The sequence below is a fragment of the Rhizobium etli 8C-3 genome, assembly GCF_001908375.1.
Classification (GTDB): Bacteria; Pseudomonadota; Alphaproteobacteria; order Rhizobiales; family Rhizobiaceae; genus Rhizobium; species Rhizobium etli_B.
On sequence record NZ_CP017244.1, the window covers coordinates 630,882 to 647,951 of the forward strand.

16 protein-coding genes are annotated in these 17,070 nt (G+C 59.4%); 13 read left to right on the forward strand and 3 right to left on the reverse strand.

The genetic code is table 11. The annotated features are described in order from the left end of the window. Nucleotides 1-14: 14 nt before the first annotated feature. Nucleotides 15-998 carry a beta-ribofuranosylaminobenzene 5'-phosphate synthase family protein gene (locus tag AM571_RS27965; protein WP_081377227.1) on the reverse strand — a complete coding sequence of 328 codons (984 nt, stop codon included), beginning with the start codon at nucleotides 996-998 and terminating at the stop codon, nucleotides 15-17. A gap of 115 nt (nucleotides 999-1,113) precedes the next feature. On the opposite strand from AM571_RS27965, the gene AM571_RS27970 reads away from it, so the two are divergent. The 5 genes from AM571_RS27970 to AM571_RS27990 all read left to right on the forward strand — a co-directional run bounded on the left by AM571_RS27970 (nucleotide 1,114) and on the right by AM571_RS27990 (nucleotide 6,006). Further along, on the forward strand, nucleotides 1,114-1,506 hold the full coding sequence (locus AM571_RS27970) for a 4a-hydroxytetrahydrobiopterin dehydratase (RefSeq protein WP_074064260.1): 393 nt from the start codon (nucleotides 1,114-1,116) through the stop codon (nucleotides 1,504-1,506). Nucleotides 1,507-1,587: 81 nt separating this feature from the next. Then, entirely contained in the window at nucleotides 1,588-2,673 is a 1,086-nt protein-coding gene (locus tag AM571_RS27975) for a tungsten formylmethanofuran dehydrogenase (protein ID WP_237358652.1), read from the forward strand. Then, nucleotides 2,670-4,301 carry a formylmethanofuran dehydrogenase subunit A gene (locus AM571_RS27980; protein WP_074064262.1) on the forward strand — a complete coding sequence of 544 codons (1,632 nt, stop codon included), beginning with the start codon at nucleotides 2,670-2,672 and terminating at the stop codon, nucleotides 4,299-4,301. Before AM571_RS27975 ends, AM571_RS27980 begins: the two co-directional genes overlap by 4 nt. Further along, a complete protein-coding gene (gene fhcD, locus AM571_RS27985) occupies nucleotides 4,289-5,197 on the forward strand; it encodes a formylmethanofuran--tetrahydromethanopterin N-formyltransferase (protein WP_074064263.1) in 909 nt (302 codons plus the stop codon). Before AM571_RS27980 ends, fhcD begins: the two co-directional genes overlap by 13 nt. After that, entirely contained in the window at nucleotides 5,194-6,006 is an 813-nt protein-coding gene (locus AM571_RS27990) for a formylmethanofuran dehydrogenase subunit C (protein WP_074064264.1), read from the forward strand. Before fhcD ends, AM571_RS27990 begins: the two co-directional genes overlap by 4 nt. A gap of 36 nt (nucleotides 6,007-6,042) precedes the next feature. On the opposite strand, the gene AM571_RS27995 is transcribed toward AM571_RS27990, so the two are convergent. Then, nucleotides 6,043-6,987 (reverse strand): LysR family transcriptional regulator, encoded by a 945-nt coding sequence (locus AM571_RS27995; RefSeq protein ID WP_074064265.1) that lies wholly within the window; start codon nucleotides 6,985-6,987, stop codon nucleotides 6,043-6,045. 116 nt (nucleotides 6,988-7,103) lie between these two features. Here AM571_RS27995 and AM571_RS28000 point away from each other — a divergent pair, with 116 nt between their 5' ends. From AM571_RS28000 to rpe, 8 genes are read left to right on the forward strand one after another with little or no spacing between them, the layout of a single operon-like run. Further along, complete coding sequence (locus AM571_RS28000; protein WP_074064266.1) at nucleotides 7,104-8,153, forward strand: class 1 fructose-bisphosphatase; 1,050 nt, start codon at nucleotides 7,104-7,106, stop codon at nucleotides 8,151-8,153. 14 nt (nucleotides 8,154-8,167) lie between these two features. Continuing rightward, the gene (locus AM571_RS28005; RefSeq protein ID WP_074064267.1) at nucleotides 8,168-9,040 is read left to right on the forward strand and encodes a phosphoribulokinase; all 873 of its coding nucleotides are present in this window, start codon (nucleotides 8,168-8,170) and stop codon (nucleotides 9,038-9,040) included. A gap of 11 nt (nucleotides 9,041-9,051) precedes the next feature. Next, nucleotides 9,052-11,064: a transketolase gene (gene tkt / locus AM571_RS28010; RefSeq protein ID WP_074065617.1), complete on the forward strand. Its 2,013-nt coding sequence runs from the start codon at nucleotides 9,052-9,054 to the stop codon at nucleotides 11,062-11,064. Between the two features lie 47 nt (nucleotides 11,065-11,111). Next, entirely contained in the window at nucleotides 11,112-12,191 is a 1,080-nt protein-coding gene (fba, locus tag AM571_RS28015) for a class II fructose-bisphosphate aldolase (protein WP_074064268.1), read from the forward strand. A 35-nt stretch (nucleotides 12,192-12,226) separates the two neighbouring features. Next, entirely contained in the window at nucleotides 12,227-13,687 is a 1,461-nt protein-coding gene (locus AM571_RS28020) for a form I ribulose bisphosphate carboxylase large subunit (RefSeq protein ID WP_074064269.1), read from the forward strand. Between the two features lie 10 nt (nucleotides 13,688-13,697). Continuing rightward, nucleotides 13,698-14,117 carry a ribulose bisphosphate carboxylase small subunit gene (locus tag AM571_RS28025; protein WP_074064270.1) on the forward strand — a complete coding sequence of 140 codons (420 nt, stop codon included), beginning with the start codon at nucleotides 13,698-13,700 and terminating at the stop codon, nucleotides 14,115-14,117. After that, nucleotides 14,110-15,048 (forward strand): CbbX protein, encoded by a 939-nt coding sequence (cbbX, locus tag AM571_RS28030; protein WP_074064271.1) that lies wholly within the window; start codon nucleotides 14,110-14,112, stop codon nucleotides 15,046-15,048. Before AM571_RS28025 ends, cbbX begins: the two co-directional genes overlap by 8 nt. Then, on the forward strand, nucleotides 15,045-15,734 hold the full coding sequence (rpe, locus tag AM571_RS28035) for a ribulose-phosphate 3-epimerase (protein WP_074064272.1): 690 nt from the start codon (nucleotides 15,045-15,047) through the stop codon (nucleotides 15,732-15,734). The genes cbbX and rpe overlap by 4 nt, the downstream gene beginning before the upstream one ends. 56 nt (nucleotides 15,735-15,790) lie before the next feature. On the opposite strand, the gene AM571_RS28040 is transcribed toward rpe, so the two are convergent. Continuing rightward, a complete protein-coding gene (locus AM571_RS28040; RefSeq protein ID WP_074064273.1) occupies nucleotides 15,791-16,183 on the reverse strand; it encodes a c-type cytochrome in 393 nt (130 codons plus the stop codon). Between the last annotated feature and the right edge of the window lie 887 nt (nucleotides 16,184-17,070).

Here is a 17,070-nt window from a genome sequence, read left to right on the forward strand (position 1 = left end):
TTGGCTCGCCTTGTCTAGTATGTTTCCCGACCCAGTTCGAATTGCTGCAGTGCCCTCGTTCGCGCGATCTGCGCCCCCGCATTTCTGCCGGCGACGATGCGGATTGTGGTTTGTGTGTCCTTTAGCGCAGCTGAAGCGACAATCCTCTCGGCAGCTGCCTGAGATGCGGCAAAGGCAAAGCCGGTCGGTCCCCAGGAACTTTGCCCGATGCCGACGGCTCCGCATTCGGCAAGCCTTGCAACCGTCCGTTTGACGGCAGGACTGGTAAAACGGCCGCCTTGGGCCGGAGCAAAATAATCGCCGAGCGTCTGCTGGATTGCCGTCACCGCATTGCCGAAGGTCGCAATGTCCTTTTCGATCGCGGCAGGCATGATTTCCATCAGCGCATGGCGACAGATCGAAGCCGAGCCGGCTGCTGGAAACGGCGCCAGAGCGCGGAAAGCCTTGATTTCGGCGTCTCCGTGAATGCCCTGGGCAAAACTGTCCAGAACGAGAATGATGCGCCATTCGCTCGGGAACGGAATGCGGCAAATGACGGTCGGGGTCAGATCGTCCCTTGCCTTGCCCGCATCGAAGATCAGACCGCCTTCTTCGAAGGCCGCAATGCCGATTCCCGATCGTGCGCCGCGCCCCAGGAAGGCCGCATCTTCGCGGATGTGAAACGGCAAATCATGCAATCTTCGAAGCGCTGCGGAAACGGCGAGCGCCAGCTGGGTTCCAGATCCCAACCCGGCATGTGCCGGGATTGTCTCTCGAACCATCACGCGGTGGTGGCCTGGAAGCTTGAGGTGAGACCGCAGGGCCGTCAGGTGCGCAAAAAGCCTAACGCTTTCGGGTCCATGGACGCTGGTTTCGGCTGCCCGCGAAATATCCAGCCGCGTCGATATGCCGTCCAGCGGCAAACCGATACTGCCGAAACGCGAGCTGTCCTTGCCAGGGATGTCCAGGAATCCGAGGTGCAAGCGTCCAGGAACTTGAATGGAGACGGAGTCCGACATCGGTTCTATTTCTGAACTTTTTGATAATCGGGCCCTGGGAGTTATGTTATCGTATTTTGCTACCAGCGCAAGTCTGGGTGACGAGCCGGGAGAAAGAACCGAAGGAGCAGCTGCGATGAGCGAGGAGACGGAACGGAAACGGGAGCGCGTATATTCCGAGGACGAAATCGTTTCGAAGCTGCAGGCGGAGCTTCCGCATTGGCGCTACGAAAACGGCTGGATTCGCCGCAGATACAAGACGCACGGCTGGAAATCCACCCTTATGGTCATCAACACAGTTGGACATCTGGCAGAGGCAGCCTGGCACCATCCCGATCTCAAGGCATCCTATGCGTGGGTGGAGGTGTTGTTGATGAACCATGCCGCTAAAGGCGTGACCGACAAGGATTTCGAACTCGCCAAAAAGATCGAGGACGTCGTCCAATGGCAGCCAAGCAAGGCGCAGGGCGCTCTTGAAGGCACGCCCAATGCCGATCAGCGATTTGCTTACCTGAAATATGATAGCTGAGCGGTATTTTTCGTCGAATGGACTTCACATTTGACGAAGAACAGATAAATTCACGACGGCACCAGAAAGTTTCGGAGTGTGATGGTTGCATGGATCGGCAGCCAAACAGTTCCTTTGCCGGCTGCAATTGAGCAGGTGGCAAAGCTTCTGGCAAAAAGCCGCTGCCCGGTATTTTCCATAGAATCGGATGTCCATGGTACCCGCAGCCTGATTGCGCTGGCGGAGCGGGTCGGGGCGACCTACGACCACGTGAATGGCCGAAATCTCCTTCATGAGGTGGCACTTCACACGGATATCGGGGGTTTTTTTGCAACGGCGACGGAAGTGCGACGCCGCGCCGACCTCGTCATCATCGTGGGCGATATTCCAGCGGCTCATCACGATCTGCTTTCATCGCTTGCGTCAACGGCGGCGGATCTTACTTCGTCCAGCCGAAGGCGCTGGCTTCGGATCAAAGGCAAGGCGTCGACTGCCCTCGGCGATCCTGTGCGGCGTGTGAAAGCGGTCGAAGTGGGCTCGTCCGATTTTGCCATCGATGCCGTGCTCGCAAGCCTCAGGGCGATCCTGGCGGGAAGGAAAGCATCCGCCCCCCTCGCCAATGTCGATTCCTTTTTAAGCGAAATGGCGAGCGCGCGTTTTCCCGTCTTCGTCTTTTCCCATCTCAACGACCCGGCCAGTCTGGGGATGCTGCAAGGCATGCTGGCCGACATCAACAGAGCCCGGCGAGCGACGGCTCTTTTCCTGCCATCCGACGACGACGCCTGGGGCATGGTCTTGGCATCGGCCTGGATGACGGGCTTTCCGCCGCGGACGGGTTTTTCGACCGGCTCACCCATCCATGATCCGTGGCTTTGCGACATCGAGCGGATGATTGCAGAAGGGGAGGCGGATCTGCATTTGTTTGTATCGGAGCGTGACGAGGCGCGTCCGTCGAAGCGCAGCAGGGTGCCCACGATCGCGCTGGTGAGAAGTGAACGGCCCGCTGCCGGGGCGTTGGTCACCGTTCGCATCGGCAAGGCTGGCCTTGATCATGACGGTGTGGTCTATTCGAGCCGCATTGGAACCTTAAGATCCGTTGCCGCATCGGTGCCTTCCGCTCTCCCCAGCATTTCCAACATCGTCGGGCAACTCCAGCATGCCCTGCAGGAAGAGGGTTTGCCATCATGATCATCCGTGTTGCAGGTGGGGAGGTGGTGGATCCGGTGAATGGTTTCCCCGGCAAGCGCGACGTCTGGATCAAGGATGGCTTCATCATCGAAAAGCCGGTCTCAAAGAGAGCCGACAAAACCTATGAGGTTTCCGGCTGCGTCGTCATGGCCGGTGCAATTGACATCCATTCGCATATCGGCGGCGGCAACGTGAATACGGCCCGACTTCTGTTGCCCGAGCAACATGCCGCCCACCTCAAGCGGCCGTTGCACACGCCTCTTGCAAACGCCGGTTGGTCGACCTTCAACACGGGATGCCTTTACGCTCAAATGGGTTTTACCACCGTGGTAGAGCCCGCCATGTCGCCTACGAATGCGCTTCATACCCATATGGAGCTTGCCGACATTCCGATCATCGATAAGGCAACGCTTGCAATTCTCGGCAATGACGATTTCCTTCTGTCGATGATCAGGGACAATGCCTCGTCGGCGATGATCGACGACTACGTGGCGTGGACGGTGTCGACGGCAAGATCGCTCGGCGTTAAGGTGATCAATGCAGGCGCAGCCGCCGCCTTTAAGGAAAACATCCGCAGCTTCGCCTTAGACGACGTCATTCCATCCTACGGTGTCACTTCCCGCAAGATCGTCGAGACGCTGCAGTCGGCCGTCGGCCGTCTGGGAATTCCTCACCCTCTCCATGTTCACGCCAATAATCTTGGCATTGCCGGAAACGCCGCAACGGCTGCTGAGACTATTCGCGCATCGCAAGGCCAACCAATCCATCTGGCGCACCTGCAGTTTTACGGTTATGGCACCGAAGGCAAACGCGGCTTTTCTTCTGAAGCTGCCCGTCTTGCCGATCTCGTCAACAACACGGAAAATGTGACGATCGACGTCGGCCAGGTGATGTTCGGCCAGACGGTGACGATCTCGTCCGACGTCACAAGGCAATATTCCGGCATGCGAACCGCGAGCCCGAAAAAGTCCATTCTCTTCGACGGCGACGGAAACGGCGGCGGCATCGTCCCCTATCGCTATCGCAAGGACTACTATGGTTCGCTGCAATGGGCGGTGGGGCTCGAGCTGTTCTTGCTGATCAACGATCCATGGCGGGTTTTCTTCACCACCGACCATCCGAACGGCGCCCCCTTTACAGCCTATCCCGAATTGTTCGAGTTGCTGATGCGCCGCGATGTCCGCCATGCCAAGATGGAGGAGCTCGACCACTCCGCGCTGGAGCTTACCACACTCGCCTCGATCTCCCGTGAATATACCCTTGAGGAGGTGGCTGTCATGACACGAGCAGCGCCGGCGAAGCTGCTTGGCCTCGACGATCGCGGGCATCTCGGCCCCGGCGCAATCGCGGATATCGCCGTCTACCGGAAAGGGCAGGACGTCCAAAAGATGTTCCGCGATGCAGCTCTTGTGTTCAAGAACGGCGACCTGGTCGTCGAAGACGGCGTCGTCACGCACTATCGTTGGGGAAAGACGATGCACCTCAATCCGCCGCTCGACAAGGCCATCATCAAGCGCATGCAAGCCTATCACGAAGATCGCTACGGGCTGTCGCTCGATTGGTTCACCTTTTCGGATTCAGCGATCTGTCGCGAAACTCCCTTTGCGGAGGTCGCATGCAAGAGCTGATCCGCAACGGCATTGAGATCGACGACACGTTTGCGGAGGCATTCGGCATGCGTGCGACCGCAATCATCATCACCGCGCCGAGCCTGAAATGGGCGCGTCAGGCGGCGACGACCATGACGGGCTTTGCGACCTCCGTCATAGGCTGTGGCTGCGAGGCGGCGATCGACATCGATATTCCGGCGTCCGCGACGCCGGATGGGCGTCCGGGTTGCCGTGTCATGATCTTTGCGATGGGGACGGACGAGCTGCAGAAGCAGTTGAAAACCAGGCTCGGTCAGTGTGTTCTGACCTCCCCCGGCAGCGCCTGTTTTTCCGGGCTCGAAGGCAGCGCCTCGCTCGATCTCGGATCATCCCTGCGCTATTTCGGCGACGGATGGCAGATCTCCAAGAAGTTCGGCGGCAAGCACTATTGGCGGGTGCCGGTCATGGACGGCGAATTTCTTTGCGAGGCGAAGACGGGTCTGACGAAAGAGGCAGTTGGCGGCGGAAATCTCTTCCTGCTCGCCGCAGACGGCGAAAGGGCGCTGGCGGCCGCCGAACGCGCCGTGGCGGCGATCGAAAAGATTCCCGGCGCGATCATGCCGTTCCCCGGCGGCATCGTGCGCTCCGGCTCGAAAATCGGCGGCAAATACAAGGGAATGATGGCTTCGACCAATGATGCCTATGCGCCCACACTGCGGGGGGTGACCAAGAGCGCGCTTGGTCCTGGCATCAATGCAATCCTTGAAATCGTCATCGACGGGCAGACGAGCGAGGCGGTGGCCGCGGCTATGCGGGCCGGGCTGAAGGCCGTCATCAATTTCGGACCGAAGCGCGGCGCCTTGCGCATCAGCGCGGGAAATTATGGCGGCAAACTCGGCAAGTTCCACTATCATCTAAGGGATCTCCTGCCATGAAGCCGCTGACCTTCACCCTTCGCTCCGAACCGGATGAAAGGCTCGACCTATCCGGCTTGACACCCCATAAACTCCACGGCATGCAACCTGCCGACATCGCCAGATTGCCGATCGGAACGAGCCGGCGTCCCGCCTCGGTCGGCGATGTCTTCAAGGTTGCGGGCAAGGATATCTCGAACATCGTGTTTTCAGGCGGCAGCGCTCGCTTCGACTTCGTCGGAGCGGAGATGGCGACGGGACAGATCCGCGTCGAGGGCGATGTCGGCGCCCGCGCCGGTCGGCGCATGAGTGGCGGCCTTCTGAACATCGAAGGCAATGCCGGATTGCAGGCGGGCTCGGGAATGAAGAACGGGCGCATCGAGATCGGCGGTGATGCAGGCGACGGCCTTGGTGGGCCGATGGCGGGAGAGATCCACGGCATGGCGGGCGGGCTTGTGATCGTTGGCGGCAGGGCCGGCCATCGCCCCGGCGATAAAATGCGGCGAGGCGTCATCGCGCTTTTGAAAGGATGCGGCGATTATGCCGGTTTCGGCATGACCGCCGGGACGATCGTTGCGATCGGGCGCGTCGGTCTTTATCCCGGCCATTTGATGAAACGCGGCTCGCTTCTGTTCGACCGGCGACCGGCGGCACTTTCGCCGACCTTCATCGATTGCGGCCGCGTGGACATCGTCTTTCCGACCCTGTTTGATCGCTATCTGATGGAAGACAAAATTCTCGATCGGCCGCTGCTCGGCAAAAAACCCTTCCGTTTCGGCGGCGACAATGCAGTCTTGGGCAAGGGCGAGATTATGTTTCCGCGAGGTTGAGCCGTGACCACCCGGTTCGAGATCGGCCGAAGGTCTTCAATCGGATTGCTGCAGCATCGGGTAAAGCTTGTCGAAGAGGGGCAGGCATTGGGCTCCCCGCTCCCGCAGGAACACCTGAAAGGCACTCATCGCCGGCGAGATCGTTCTGTCCGTTCGCGTTACCGAAAACCATTGCCTGCGGATCGGCATGCCGATGACGTCGAGCGTGACGAGTTTGCCGAACTCCAGTTCCATGGCGATTGTGTGAGCCGAAATGAAAGCGATTCCGAGACCCGCCATGACGGCCTGCTTGATCGTCTCGTTCGACGACATCTCGGTTCCCAGTTCATCCAACCTGCCAGGAATTTCGCCGAGGAAGATTTCCAGAGATATGCGCGTGCCCGAACCGGGTTCTCGGACAAGAAAATGTTCCTTTGCGATTTCCTCTTTGGTGATGTCCCGTTTCCTTGCCAGGGGATGGTCGGGCGGCGCGACCATCACCAGCGGATGGTCACCGAATCCCACCGAGTGCAACGGCATGTCCCTGGGCGGACGGCCCATCAGGGCGATGTCGACGTCATGGTTCTTGAGCTTTGTGATGATTTCGGCCCGGTTGCCGATTGCGAGCGAAACGGCAATGCCGGGATGGCTCTTGCGGAAGGTCGCCATCATGTTTGGCGCGAAGTATTTGGCGGTCGAGACGACACCGAGGGCGAGGGTGCCGGTGCGCACGCCCTTGATCGCATCGACTTCGTCGTCCAGTTGGCGCAGCCGTTCCTCGATCGACTGGGCGGCATCGATGAAAGCAAGACCCGCCGCCGTTGGTCGAATTCCGTCATTTGTCCGGTCGAATAGGAGGATGCCCGCATCCTCCTCAATCTGCTTGAGCTGGATGGTAACGGCCGAGGGGGTAAGGCCGAGAGCATTGGCTGCCCGCACGATCGTTCCGTGCCGTGCTATCTCCTGCGTTGCACGCAGATGTCGAAGCGTGAGGTTCTTCATTGTCACAACTTAATTTTTTAAGCTAACTAGTAAATACAATAAATTTTACTTAACGCGTAATTCCTGTTTCGATGTTTGCCATGCCCGGCAGTGAGGAGCGGGCGGGGAGGAAGGCCATGACTTCGTCGACGCTAGACAGTTTTTTGAGTTCCCATACCAGCAGCGGGGGGCGCCATTGCGAAGCTGCCGTCGTCACCATCCGGCAGCTGGCTGCCGCTGCGGTCACGCTCTACAGCACGATCAATCAGGGTGCGCCCGGCAGGGCCTTTTCCAGAGAGCGCGGTCATGTTGGTCCAGGCGGCGACATAACAAAGGATCTCGACGTTCTGGCTGATGCCCTGTTCATCGACGCCATGCGGGAGGCGCCTGTCAGCCTCTACGCCTCCGAGGAGCTCGATGAGGCAGCTCTTCTCGATCCGAAAGCGCCGCTTGCAGTCGCCATCGATCCGCTGGACGGCTCCTCGAACATCGACATAAACGTCTCCATCGGGACGATCTTCTCCATCCTCCCAACAGCTGGTGATCCGGTCGGCGAGCCTAACGCCTCCTTCTTCCAAAAGGGAGACGCCCAGCTCGCCGCCGGCTTTTTCATCTACGGACCACAGCTTGCGCTGGTTCTCAGCCTTGGCAGCGGCACCCATGTCTTCGTCTTTTCCTCCGGTGGCGGCGTATTCGTGCAGGTCCACGAAAGCGTCATCATTCCACCGCGGACACAGGAATTCGCGATCAATGCCTCCAACTATCGTCATTGGGACGAAGCCGTAAGGCTCTATGTCGACGATTGCCTGAAGGGGACGGAAGGGCCGCGTGAGAAGGAATTCAATATGCGGTGGATCGCGGCCGTTGCTGCCGATGCTTATCGCATCCTCATGCGCGGCGGCATTTATCTCTATCCCGGCGATACGCGAAGGGGCTATGGCGAGGGTCGCCTGCGGCTGGTCTACGAGGCCAATCCGATCGCCTTCCTCATTGAGCAGGCCGGCGGAGCCGCCACCGACACGATCAGCCGTATTCTGGACCTGATGCCCACGTCACTGCACCAGCGCGTTCCGTTGGTCTTCGGCTCGCAGCGGGAGGTCTTGCGCATCTCGCGTTACCACACCGAGCCGAGCAATATTGCCGAGCGGGCGCCGCTCTTCAGCAATCGCGGTCTCTTCAGGGCCTGATCGGAGAACAAGACATGTCCGCAAGGCATCCCATCATTTCGATTACCGGATCGTCGGGCGCCGGAACCACCTCGGTCAAGCGGATTTTCGAGCAGATCTTCCGGCGCGAGAATATCGAAGCGGCCTTCATCGAGGGAGACGCATTTCACCGCTATGACCGGCAGGCCATGAAGGAAAAGGTGGCCCAGGAGGAACGAAACGGCAATCCAAATTTCACCCATTTCAACGCAGACGCTAACGAACTGGAGACGCTCGAGGCCGTTTTCGAAGAATATGGTCGCAGCGGCACGGGCCACACACGGACCTATATCCACGATGAACAGGAGGCCGCACGTTTTGACGTCCCCCCGGGCAGCTTCACGCCATGGCGCGATTTTCCCAAAAGCGACCTGCTCTTTTATGAAGGGCTGCATGGATGCGCGGTGACGGACAAGGTCAATCTCGCCCGTCACGCCGACCTGAAGATCGGCGTCGTGCCTGTCATCAATCTCGAATGGATCCAGAAGATCCACCGTGATCGCGAAGCGCGCGGCTATTCCACGGAAGCGGTCATGGACGTCATCTTGCGGCGCATGCCCGACTATGTACGTTACATCACGCCGCAGTTCACGCTGACCGATATCAATTTCCAGCGGGTGCCGATCGTCGACACATCCAACCCGTTCATCGCCCGCTGGATTCCGACGCCTGACGAATCGATGCTCGTCATCCGCTTCGCCAGACCGCGCGGCATCGATTTCCCCTATCTGCTGTCGATGATCCACGACTCGTTCATGTCGCGCGCCAATTCCATCGTGGTGCCGGGAAACAAGCTCGATCTCGCCATGCAGCTGATCCTGACACCCCTGATCATGCAACTGATCGAACGCAAAAACCGCGCCTCATGAGGATGAAAGCCATGAACACGCAACTCCAGACGCAGGACATTATCGAGTCTGCTATCATAACGGAACAAGACATGGCCGATGCAATCAGAGCGCTTGCCATGGATGGTGTTCAAAAAGCCAACTCCGGCCATCCTGGCATGCCGATGGGCATGGCCGACGTCGCAACCGTGCTGTTCAGCCGCTTCATCAAGATCGATCCTTCGCACCCCGATTGGCCCGATCGCGATCGCTTCGTTCTTTCGGCCGGCCATGGTTCGATGCTGCAATATGCGCTTCACTACCTGATCGGCTATGAGGACATGACGGTTGAGGAGCTGCAGCGCTTCCGCCAGCTTGGCGCCAGGACTGCCGGGCATCCCGAGTACGGTCACGCCCTCGGCATCGAGACGACCACTGGTCCATTGGGCCAGGGTATCGCAACGGCGGTCGGAATGGCGCTTGCAGAGCGCGTTTCCAATGCGCGCTATGGCGACGGGGTCGTTGATCACTATACCTATGTCATTGCCGGTGACGGATGCCTGCAGGAGGGCATCAGCCATGAAGCGATTGACCTTGCCGGCCATTTGAAGCTGTCGCGGCTGATCGTGTTCTGGGACAACAATTCCATCTCGATCGACGGTCCCACCAGCCTCTCGACCTCGATGAACCAGCTTGCACGCTTCCAGGCGGCGGGCTTCGACGTGCAGGAGATCGATGGGCACGATTTCGATGCGATCGGCCGGGCGATTGCGCGGGCAAGGGCTTCGAACAAGCCGTCGCTCATTTCCTGCCGTACAATCATCGGCAAGGGCGCCCCAAATCTTCAGGGGTCGGAGAAGACGCATGGCGCGCCACTTGGCGAAGCCGAAGTTGCCGCGGCACGACACGCCTTGAAATGGAGATCGGCGCCGTTCGAGGTTCCTGAGGCTATCTTGGAGCGCTGGCGCGATGCGGCTGCACGCGGGGCAGCCGAGCGGGTCAAATGGCTTAATCGCGTTGCCTCCGCTCCCGAAGGCGCCGCCTTCCTGAGAACCGTCGATCGTCAGATCGACACGTCACTGTTCGATGAACTTGCCGAGTTTCGTAAAACGCACCAGGCCAAGGCGACCAAGGTCGCCACGCGCAAGGCCTCCGAGATGGTTCTTGGCATCATCAACGCCGCGACGGATCTGACGATCGGCGGCTCGGCGGACCTGACCCATTCCAACCTGACGCTTACCGCGGGAATGGAGCCGATCAAGCCGGGAAGTTACGCCGGCCGCTATATTCATTATGGCATCCGCGAACACGCAATGTCGGCTGCGATGAACGGCCTTGCCCTGCATGGCGGGTTCATTCCCTATGGCGGCACATTTCTCGTCTTCTCCGACTACGCGCGCGGCGCCATCCGCCTTTCGGCGCTCATGGGCCAGCAGGTCATCTACGTCATGACGCATGACTCGATCGGCCTTGGAGAAGACGGGCCGACCCATCAACCGATCGAGCACTTGGCAATGCTGCGGGCGACACCCAACTTGAACGTCTATCGTCCGTGCGACATCATCGAGACGGCCGAATGTTGGGAACAGGCCCTCAAGGACTGCAATCGTCCGAGCGTGATTGTGCTGTCGCGGCAGAACCTGCCAATGTGTCGTTCGGCCAATAGCGAAGAAAACCGTTCTGCGCGTGGAGCCTACATCCTGCGCGCGACCTCGCAACCATCCCCCGTCACGCTCCTCGCGACCGGTTCCGAGGTCGAAATTGCCTGCGTTGCTGCCGACATGCTTTCAGCCGAACACGGCATCGGGGCGAAGGTGGTGTCCATGCCGTGCTGGGAGCTATTCGAACGGCAGCCGTCAGAATACCGACAGGCAGTGCTCGGAACGGCTCCGCGGATCGGCATCGAAGCGGCGGCCCGTCTCGGTTGGGATCGATATCTCGGAAACGGTGGCATTTTCATCGGCATGGAGGGCTTTGGTGCCAGCGCTCCTGCCGCCGCACTCTATGAGCATTTCGCCATCACCCCCAAAGCCGTCGTGGAGGCGGCGCTGAGACTTGCGGCCTGAGGTCTGATCAGGCCGGCCGGACAGTTCAACGTGAAAGGAGCAGGCTGATGGCCCGCATCGCATTACGCCAGCTGCTCGATCATGCAGCGGAATACGGTTATGGCGTTCCCGCCTTCAACATCAACAATATGGAGCAGGGGCTTGCGGTTATGGAGGCGGCTGCCTCCTGTGACGCTCCCGTTATTCTCCAGGCCTCCAAGGGTGCCCGCGCCTATGCAAAGGACATCATGCTGGCGCGCATGATCGAGGCACTGTCGGAGATTTATCCGGCCATTCCCATCTGCGTCCATCAGGACCACGGTAGCGACGAGGCGACCTGCATGTCGGCGATACGCCACGGCTTCACCTCGGTGATGATGGATGGCTCTCTCGAAGCGGATGCCAAAACACCTTCGTCTTATGAGTATAATGTCGCAATTACCGAACGGGTCACGCGCATTGCCCATTGGCTGGGCGTATCTGTCGAGGGGGAGCTGGGTGTCCTTGGTTCGCTTGAGAGCGGCACCGGAGCTGCCGAGGACGGTCATGGGGCTGAAGGTGCTCTGTCACATGAGCAGCTTCTGACGGACCCTGACCAGGCCGTCGATTTTGTCGCGCGCACCGGTGTCGATGCGCTGGCGATCGCCTGCGGCACATCTCATGGCGCCTACAAGTTCACCAGGGCGCCGGACGGCGATATTCTGGCGATGGGCGTCATTCAGGCAATCCACCTCAAGCTGCCGAACACGCATCTCGTCATGCACGGCTCATCCTCGGTCCCGCAGGAAATGCAGGATGTCATCAACCGCTTCGGAGGTCGGATGCCGCAAACCTACGGCGTGCCGGTCGAGGAGATCGAGCGCGGCATTCGCAATGGGGTCCGCAAGATCAACATCGATACCGATTGTCGCATGGCGATGGCGGGGCAGTTTCGAAAAATCGCCTCAGAGCATCCTGAGGAATTCGATCCGCGAAAATTCCTGAAACCGGCCATGGATGCCCTGCGCAATCTCTGCCGTGACCGCTTCGAACGTTTCGGCACGGCGGGCAACGCCTCACGAATCAAGGTCATTGCCTTGGATGAAATGGCAAAACGCTATGCCGCCGGCGAACTCGATCCGACAACCACACCAGCCAAAGCCGCCTGAACGGCGATCCGGAAGAACAACGAGAGGACCAAGTCATGGCCAATAAATCGCAAACCGTCACAGGTGCGGAACGTTACAGATCTGGCGTGATGGAATACAAAAAAATGGGCTACTGGGAGCCTGATTACGAGCCGAAGGATACCGATATCATCGCGCTCTTCCGCATCACGCCGCAAGACGGCGTCGATCCTGTCGAGGCAGCAGCAGCCGTCGCCGGCGAATCTTCGACCGCCACCTGGACGGTCGTGTGGACCGACCGGCTGACGGCAACCGAGAAATATCGTGCAAAGGCCTACAGGCTCGATCCTGTGCCAAATGCACAGGGTCAGTATTTCGCCTATATCGCCTATGATCTCGACCTGTTCGAGCCGGGCTCGATTGCCAACGTGAGCGCATCGATCATCGGCAACGTCTTCGGCTTCAAGCCGCTGAAGGCATTACGATTGGAAGACATGCGGTTTCCGGTCGCCTATGTGAAGACCTTCCAGGGACCTGCGACCGGCATCGTCGTCGAGCGCGAGCGGCTGGACAAGTTCGGTCGCCCGCTGCTTGGGGCGACTGTGAAACCGAAGCTCGGCCTTTCGGGTCGCAACTACGGTCGCGTGGTCTATGAAGCGTTGAAGGGCGGATTGGATTTCACAAAGGATGACGAAAACATCAACTCGCAGCCTTTCATGCACTGGCGCGAACGCTTTCTCTACTGCATGGAGGCGGTCAACAAGGCCCAGGCCGAGACGGGCGAAATCAAGGGAACATATTTGAACGTCACGGCAGCCACCATGGAGGACATGTACGAGCGGGCAGAATTTGCCAAAGAGATTGGATCGGTCATCGTCATGATCGATCTCGTCATCGGCTACACCGCGATCCAATCCATGGCAAAATGGGCGCGACGCAACGACATGATCCTGCACCTTCATCGCGCCGGTCACTCGACATATACGCGCCAGAAGACACATGGCGTGTCATTCCGAGTGATCGCCAAGTGGATGCGCCTTGCAGGGGTAGACCACATTCACGCCGGAACCGTTGTCGGCAAGCTGGAGGGCGATCCCGCAACAACACGCGGCTACTACGACGTCTGCCGCGAAGGCTTCAACCCGATGCGTTTGGAAAACGGCATCTTCTTCGACCAGGATTGGGCCTCTCTCAACCGCATGATGCCCGTTGCTTCCGGTGGCATCCACGCAGGGCAGATGCATCAGCTCCTGGACCTTCTTGGTGAAGATGTCGTGCTGCAGTTCGGCGGCGGCACCATTGGCCATCCCATGGGCATAGCCGCCGGCGCCACGGCCAACCGCGTTGCGCTTGAATGTATGGTGCTCGCCCGCAACGAGGGACGGGAGATTGTGCATGAAGGACCGGAGATCCTGCGCGAGGCGGCGCGCCACTGCCAGCCATTGCAGCAGGCCCTCGACGTCTGGAAGGACGTGACCTTCAACTACACCTCGACCGACACGCCGGATTTCGTACCGACGGCCACAGCAGCAGAATAGGAGAGCTAACATGCATATCACCCAGGGAGCATTCTCGTTCCTGCCGCCGCTGACGGACGAGCAGATCGCCCGGCAGGCGCAATACTGCATCGATAACGGCTGGGCGACGAGCCTCGAATTCACCGATGATCCCCATCCCCGCAATACCTATTGGGACATGTGGGGCCATCCGATGTTCGACAACGCTGACGCAGCCGCGCTGATAATGGAGCTTCACGAGTGCCGGAAGGTCTATGGCGACCGCTACATCCGCCTCGTCGCCTTCGACAGCAGCCACGGATGGGAGTCCGTTCGCCTCTCCTTCATCGTCAATCGTCCGGCGCAAGAGCCGGGGTTCCGGCTTGAGCGGCAGGAGGCGGCCGGCAGACGGCTCCATTACACCACGCGTTCCTATGCGGCAAACCGGCCGGCGGGAGAACGTTATGGCTGATGCGGTCCACCTGAGGCCCGAGATCGATGACGCGGAGCCCTCAGTCATCGATCTGCGGGCGGAATATGTCGATTCCGGTGTCAAGGAGCTCGTCGACGAGCTGGATAGTTCTCTCATCGGCCTTGCACCAGTCAAGCAGCGGATCAAGGAGACCGCGGCCCTGCTTTTGGTCGAGCGTGCGCGCAGGCGCCTCGGTCTCGCTCATGAAACGCCGACGCTACATATGAGCTTCAGCGGCAATCCCGGGACGGGAAAAACCACAGTTGCTTTGCGCATGGCCAACCTGCTCCATCGCCTTGGCTACATAAGAAAGGGGCATCTGGTGTCGGTGACGCGCGACGACCTGGTGGGCCAATATATTGGCCACACGGCACCGAAGACGAAGGAAATCCTGAAAAAGGCGATGGGGGGTGTCCTCTTCATCGACGAGGCCTATTACCTCTACAGGAAGGAAAACGAGCGCGACTACGGCCAGGAAGCGATCGAGATCCTCCTGCAGGTCATGGAGCACCAACGTGATGACTTCGTCGTCATACTGGCCGGTTATGCCGATCGGATGGAGCGCTTCTTCGAAAGCAATCCAGGCTTTCGTTCGCGTATTGCCCATCATATAGATTTTCCCGATTACACCGATGACGAATTGCTGCAGATCGCCGAGGCGACACTTTCCAAGCAGAACTACCGTTTCGACGCCAAGGCCAGGGCGGCCATGGAAGAGTATATCGCCCTTCGGCGCCGCCAACCGCATTTTGCCAATGCGCGCTCCATCCGCAACGCCCTCGATCGGGCGCGCCTGCGGCAGGCAAACCGGCTCTTCGAGACTTCGGTCGGTCCGATTGATGCCAAGGTGCTGTCCACCATCATTGCCAAGGACATCCGGGCCAGTCGCGTTTTCAAAACCGCTGCAAGAAAAGAAGAGGCCACGCCATGAGCCGCAAAACGATCATTGCTCCCTCCATCCTTTCGGCAGATTTTTCCCGGTTGGGCAATGAAGTCGAGGAGGTCGTGAAGGCGGGCGCAGACTGGATCCATCTCGATGTCATGGATGGTCATTTCGTGCCCAACATCACCTTCGGGCCGCCGGTCGTCAAATCGATCCGCAATCGGACGGACGCGGTTTTCGACTGTCATCTCATGATCGCGCCGGTCGATCCCTATATCGCCGCCTTCGCCGATGCCGGCTGCGATTACATTACGGTCCATGCGGAGGCCGGTCCCCATCTTGATCGAACGCTTCAGGCGATCCGAAATCTCGGCAAGAAGGCAGGCGTCGCGCTCAATCCGTCGACGCCCGAAAGCGTAATCGAATACGTGCTCGACAGGCTGGACCTCGTTCTGCTGATGACCGTCAATCCAGGCTTTGGCGGTCAGGCCTTCATTCCGGCGGTTGCCGAAAAGGTGCGCCGCGTGGCCGCCTTGATCGGGCATCGCCCGATCCATATCGAAGTCGATGGCGGCATTACGGCCGAAACCGCGCCGCTGATCGCAGCTGCCGGTGCGGACGTGCTGGTTTCGGGATCGGCCATTTTCGCTGGCAATGACGCGTCGGCCTATGCGGGCAATATCGAAGTGATCCGCCGACAGGCAGACAAGGCGCTGGCGCAGCAGGCAGCGTAAATCGTGCACGGCAAGGAGAGGATGTGACCGCCGGCGACAGCCGGCGGTCACATCCTTTATTGTTTCTTCTGGAATTGCCCGAGATAGGCGAGGAGATTGGCAATGTCGCCATCGTCCTTCAGGCCTGCAAAAGCCATCTTGGTGCCCTTCACCTTTGCCTTCGGATTGTGGAGGTAGTCGCGCAACGATGCCTCGTCCCACTTGAGGCCGGCCTTGCCCGCATCGATCATTGCCTTGGAATAGGAAAACCCGGGATGCGAGCCGGCAACCCTGCCGATCACTCCGTTCAAAGAAGGGCCGACCTTGTTCTGGTCAGTGTCGGCACTGTGACAGATCTTGCACTTGTTGAACACCGTTGCGCCTGCGTTGGAATCTCCCTCCTGAGCATTGGCCCCGCAGGCAGCAAAGATCGCAACTGATACACCGATCAGAAGGATATGGTATTTCATGCTATTTCCTCATTCGCCAAGGGTGCCCTTTGACGAAGGCAGGCGCTGCTGTTCCTCCACCGGCGCCAGCCATTTTGGATCGCATGGCCTTGCGTACAGTGACGGTAGACCTGCGATCCGGCAAAAACTTACCTGCCAGAGAACGTAAGTCAACCCTTCGACAGGCCACTGAACCCTCATCGACCGCACAGGACGAAGGTCGCGATTGACGCGCCGGGGTGAAGCTCTTAGCTTCTTCTTACCTGTTCCAGCACTGCGCAGCGGCTGGTTGGCGGTCGCGGCCACGGCGCCCGAGAAAATATCGGCGCGGCGCGGCCACGTTGGGCGAAGGGTGCGACATGTTATTTATCGAACTCGTCTTGACAATCTGTATTGAGGACAGGCCCTCGAGCTGCCGGGATGAACATCTTCATCTCGAAAACAGGGGAAGCCTGATGGCCTGTATGGTCCAAGCGCCTCCTCAGATTGCCAGGTGGTCTGAGGAGCATCCGAACTTGCGCGTCGTAAGATGGCGGTGCGAATACCCACCGAAGGACACAGAAATCTAAGATGAAAATCCGACGACCGCGTCGCCCGGAGAAGGGCTCCTTTCAGGCCTGCACGGTGCAATGGATAAATTGCAGCGGCCGCGAGGAGAAGGGTTGCGCATCGGAGGTCTTTCAGCTCCAGCGTCCTGAGCAGCTTGCAATAGGCGAGCCCAGCCTCACATAATCCTCGCATCACAGACCCGCGGTTAGTTCGACGCCTCGGCTGTCTGAAAGCGAGCGAACTGAGACTTCCTCACCCGTCGCTTTCGACGCCTGTGTTGACGGTGGGGCACGTTTCGCCAGCGTAAGCGAGGATAAGATCGTCCTTGTCTGGCCGCCCGCTTCATGTCCCGCTTGGCA

What these genes read in the sequence shown, in the direction of transcription:
- AM571_RS27965 (WP_081377227.1), bottom strand. Translation starts at nt 998, where the DNA reads ATGTCGGACTCCGTCTCCATTCAAGTTCCTGGACGCTTGCACCTCGGA.
- AM571_RS27970 (WP_074064260.1), top strand. Translation starts at nt 1,114, where the DNA reads ATGAGCGAGGAGACGGAACGGAAACGGGAGCGCGTATATTCCGAGGAC.
- AM571_RS27975 (WP_237358652.1), top strand. Translation starts at nt 1,588, where the DNA reads ATGGTTGCATGGATCGGCAGCCAAACAGTTCCTTTGCCGGCTGCAATT.
- AM571_RS27980 (WP_074064262.1), top strand. Translation starts at nt 2,670, where the DNA reads ATGATCATCCGTGTTGCAGGTGGGGAGGTGGTGGATCCGGTGAATGGT.
- fhcD (WP_074064263.1), top strand. Translation starts at nt 4,289, where the DNA reads ATGCAAGAGCTGATCCGCAACGGCATTGAGATCGACGACACGTTTGCG.
- AM571_RS27990 (WP_074064264.1), top strand. Translation starts at nt 5,194, where the DNA reads ATGAAGCCGCTGACCTTCACCCTTCGCTCCGAACCGGATGAAAGGCTC.
- AM571_RS27995 (WP_074064265.1), bottom strand. Translation starts at nt 6,987, where the DNA reads ATGAAGAACCTCACGCTTCGACATCTGCGTGCAACGCAGGAGATAGCA.
- AM571_RS28000 (WP_074064266.1), top strand. Translation starts at nt 7,104, where the DNA reads ATGACTTCGTCGACGCTAGACAGTTTTTTGAGTTCCCATACCAGCAGC.
- AM571_RS28005 (WP_074064267.1), top strand. Translation starts at nt 8,168, where the DNA reads ATGTCCGCAAGGCATCCCATCATTTCGATTACCGGATCGTCGGGCGCC.
- tkt (WP_074065617.1), top strand. Translation starts at nt 9,052, where the DNA reads ATGAACACGCAACTCCAGACGCAGGACATTATCGAGTCTGCTATCATA.
- fba (WP_074064268.1), top strand. Translation starts at nt 11,112, where the DNA reads ATGGCCCGCATCGCATTACGCCAGCTGCTCGATCATGCAGCGGAATAC.
- AM571_RS28020 (WP_074064269.1), top strand. Translation starts at nt 12,227, where the DNA reads ATGGCCAATAAATCGCAAACCGTCACAGGTGCGGAACGTTACAGATCT.
- AM571_RS28025 (WP_074064270.1), top strand. Translation starts at nt 13,698, where the DNA reads ATGCATATCACCCAGGGAGCATTCTCGTTCCTGCCGCCGCTGACGGAC.
- cbbX (WP_074064271.1), top strand. Translation starts at nt 14,110, where the DNA reads ATGGCTGATGCGGTCCACCTGAGGCCCGAGATCGATGACGCGGAGCCC.
- rpe (WP_074064272.1), top strand. Translation starts at nt 15,045, where the DNA reads ATGAGCCGCAAAACGATCATTGCTCCCTCCATCCTTTCGGCAGATTTT.
- AM571_RS28040 (WP_074064273.1), bottom strand. Translation starts at nt 16,183, where the DNA reads ATGAAATACCATATCCTTCTGATCGGTGTATCAGTTGCGATCTTTGCT.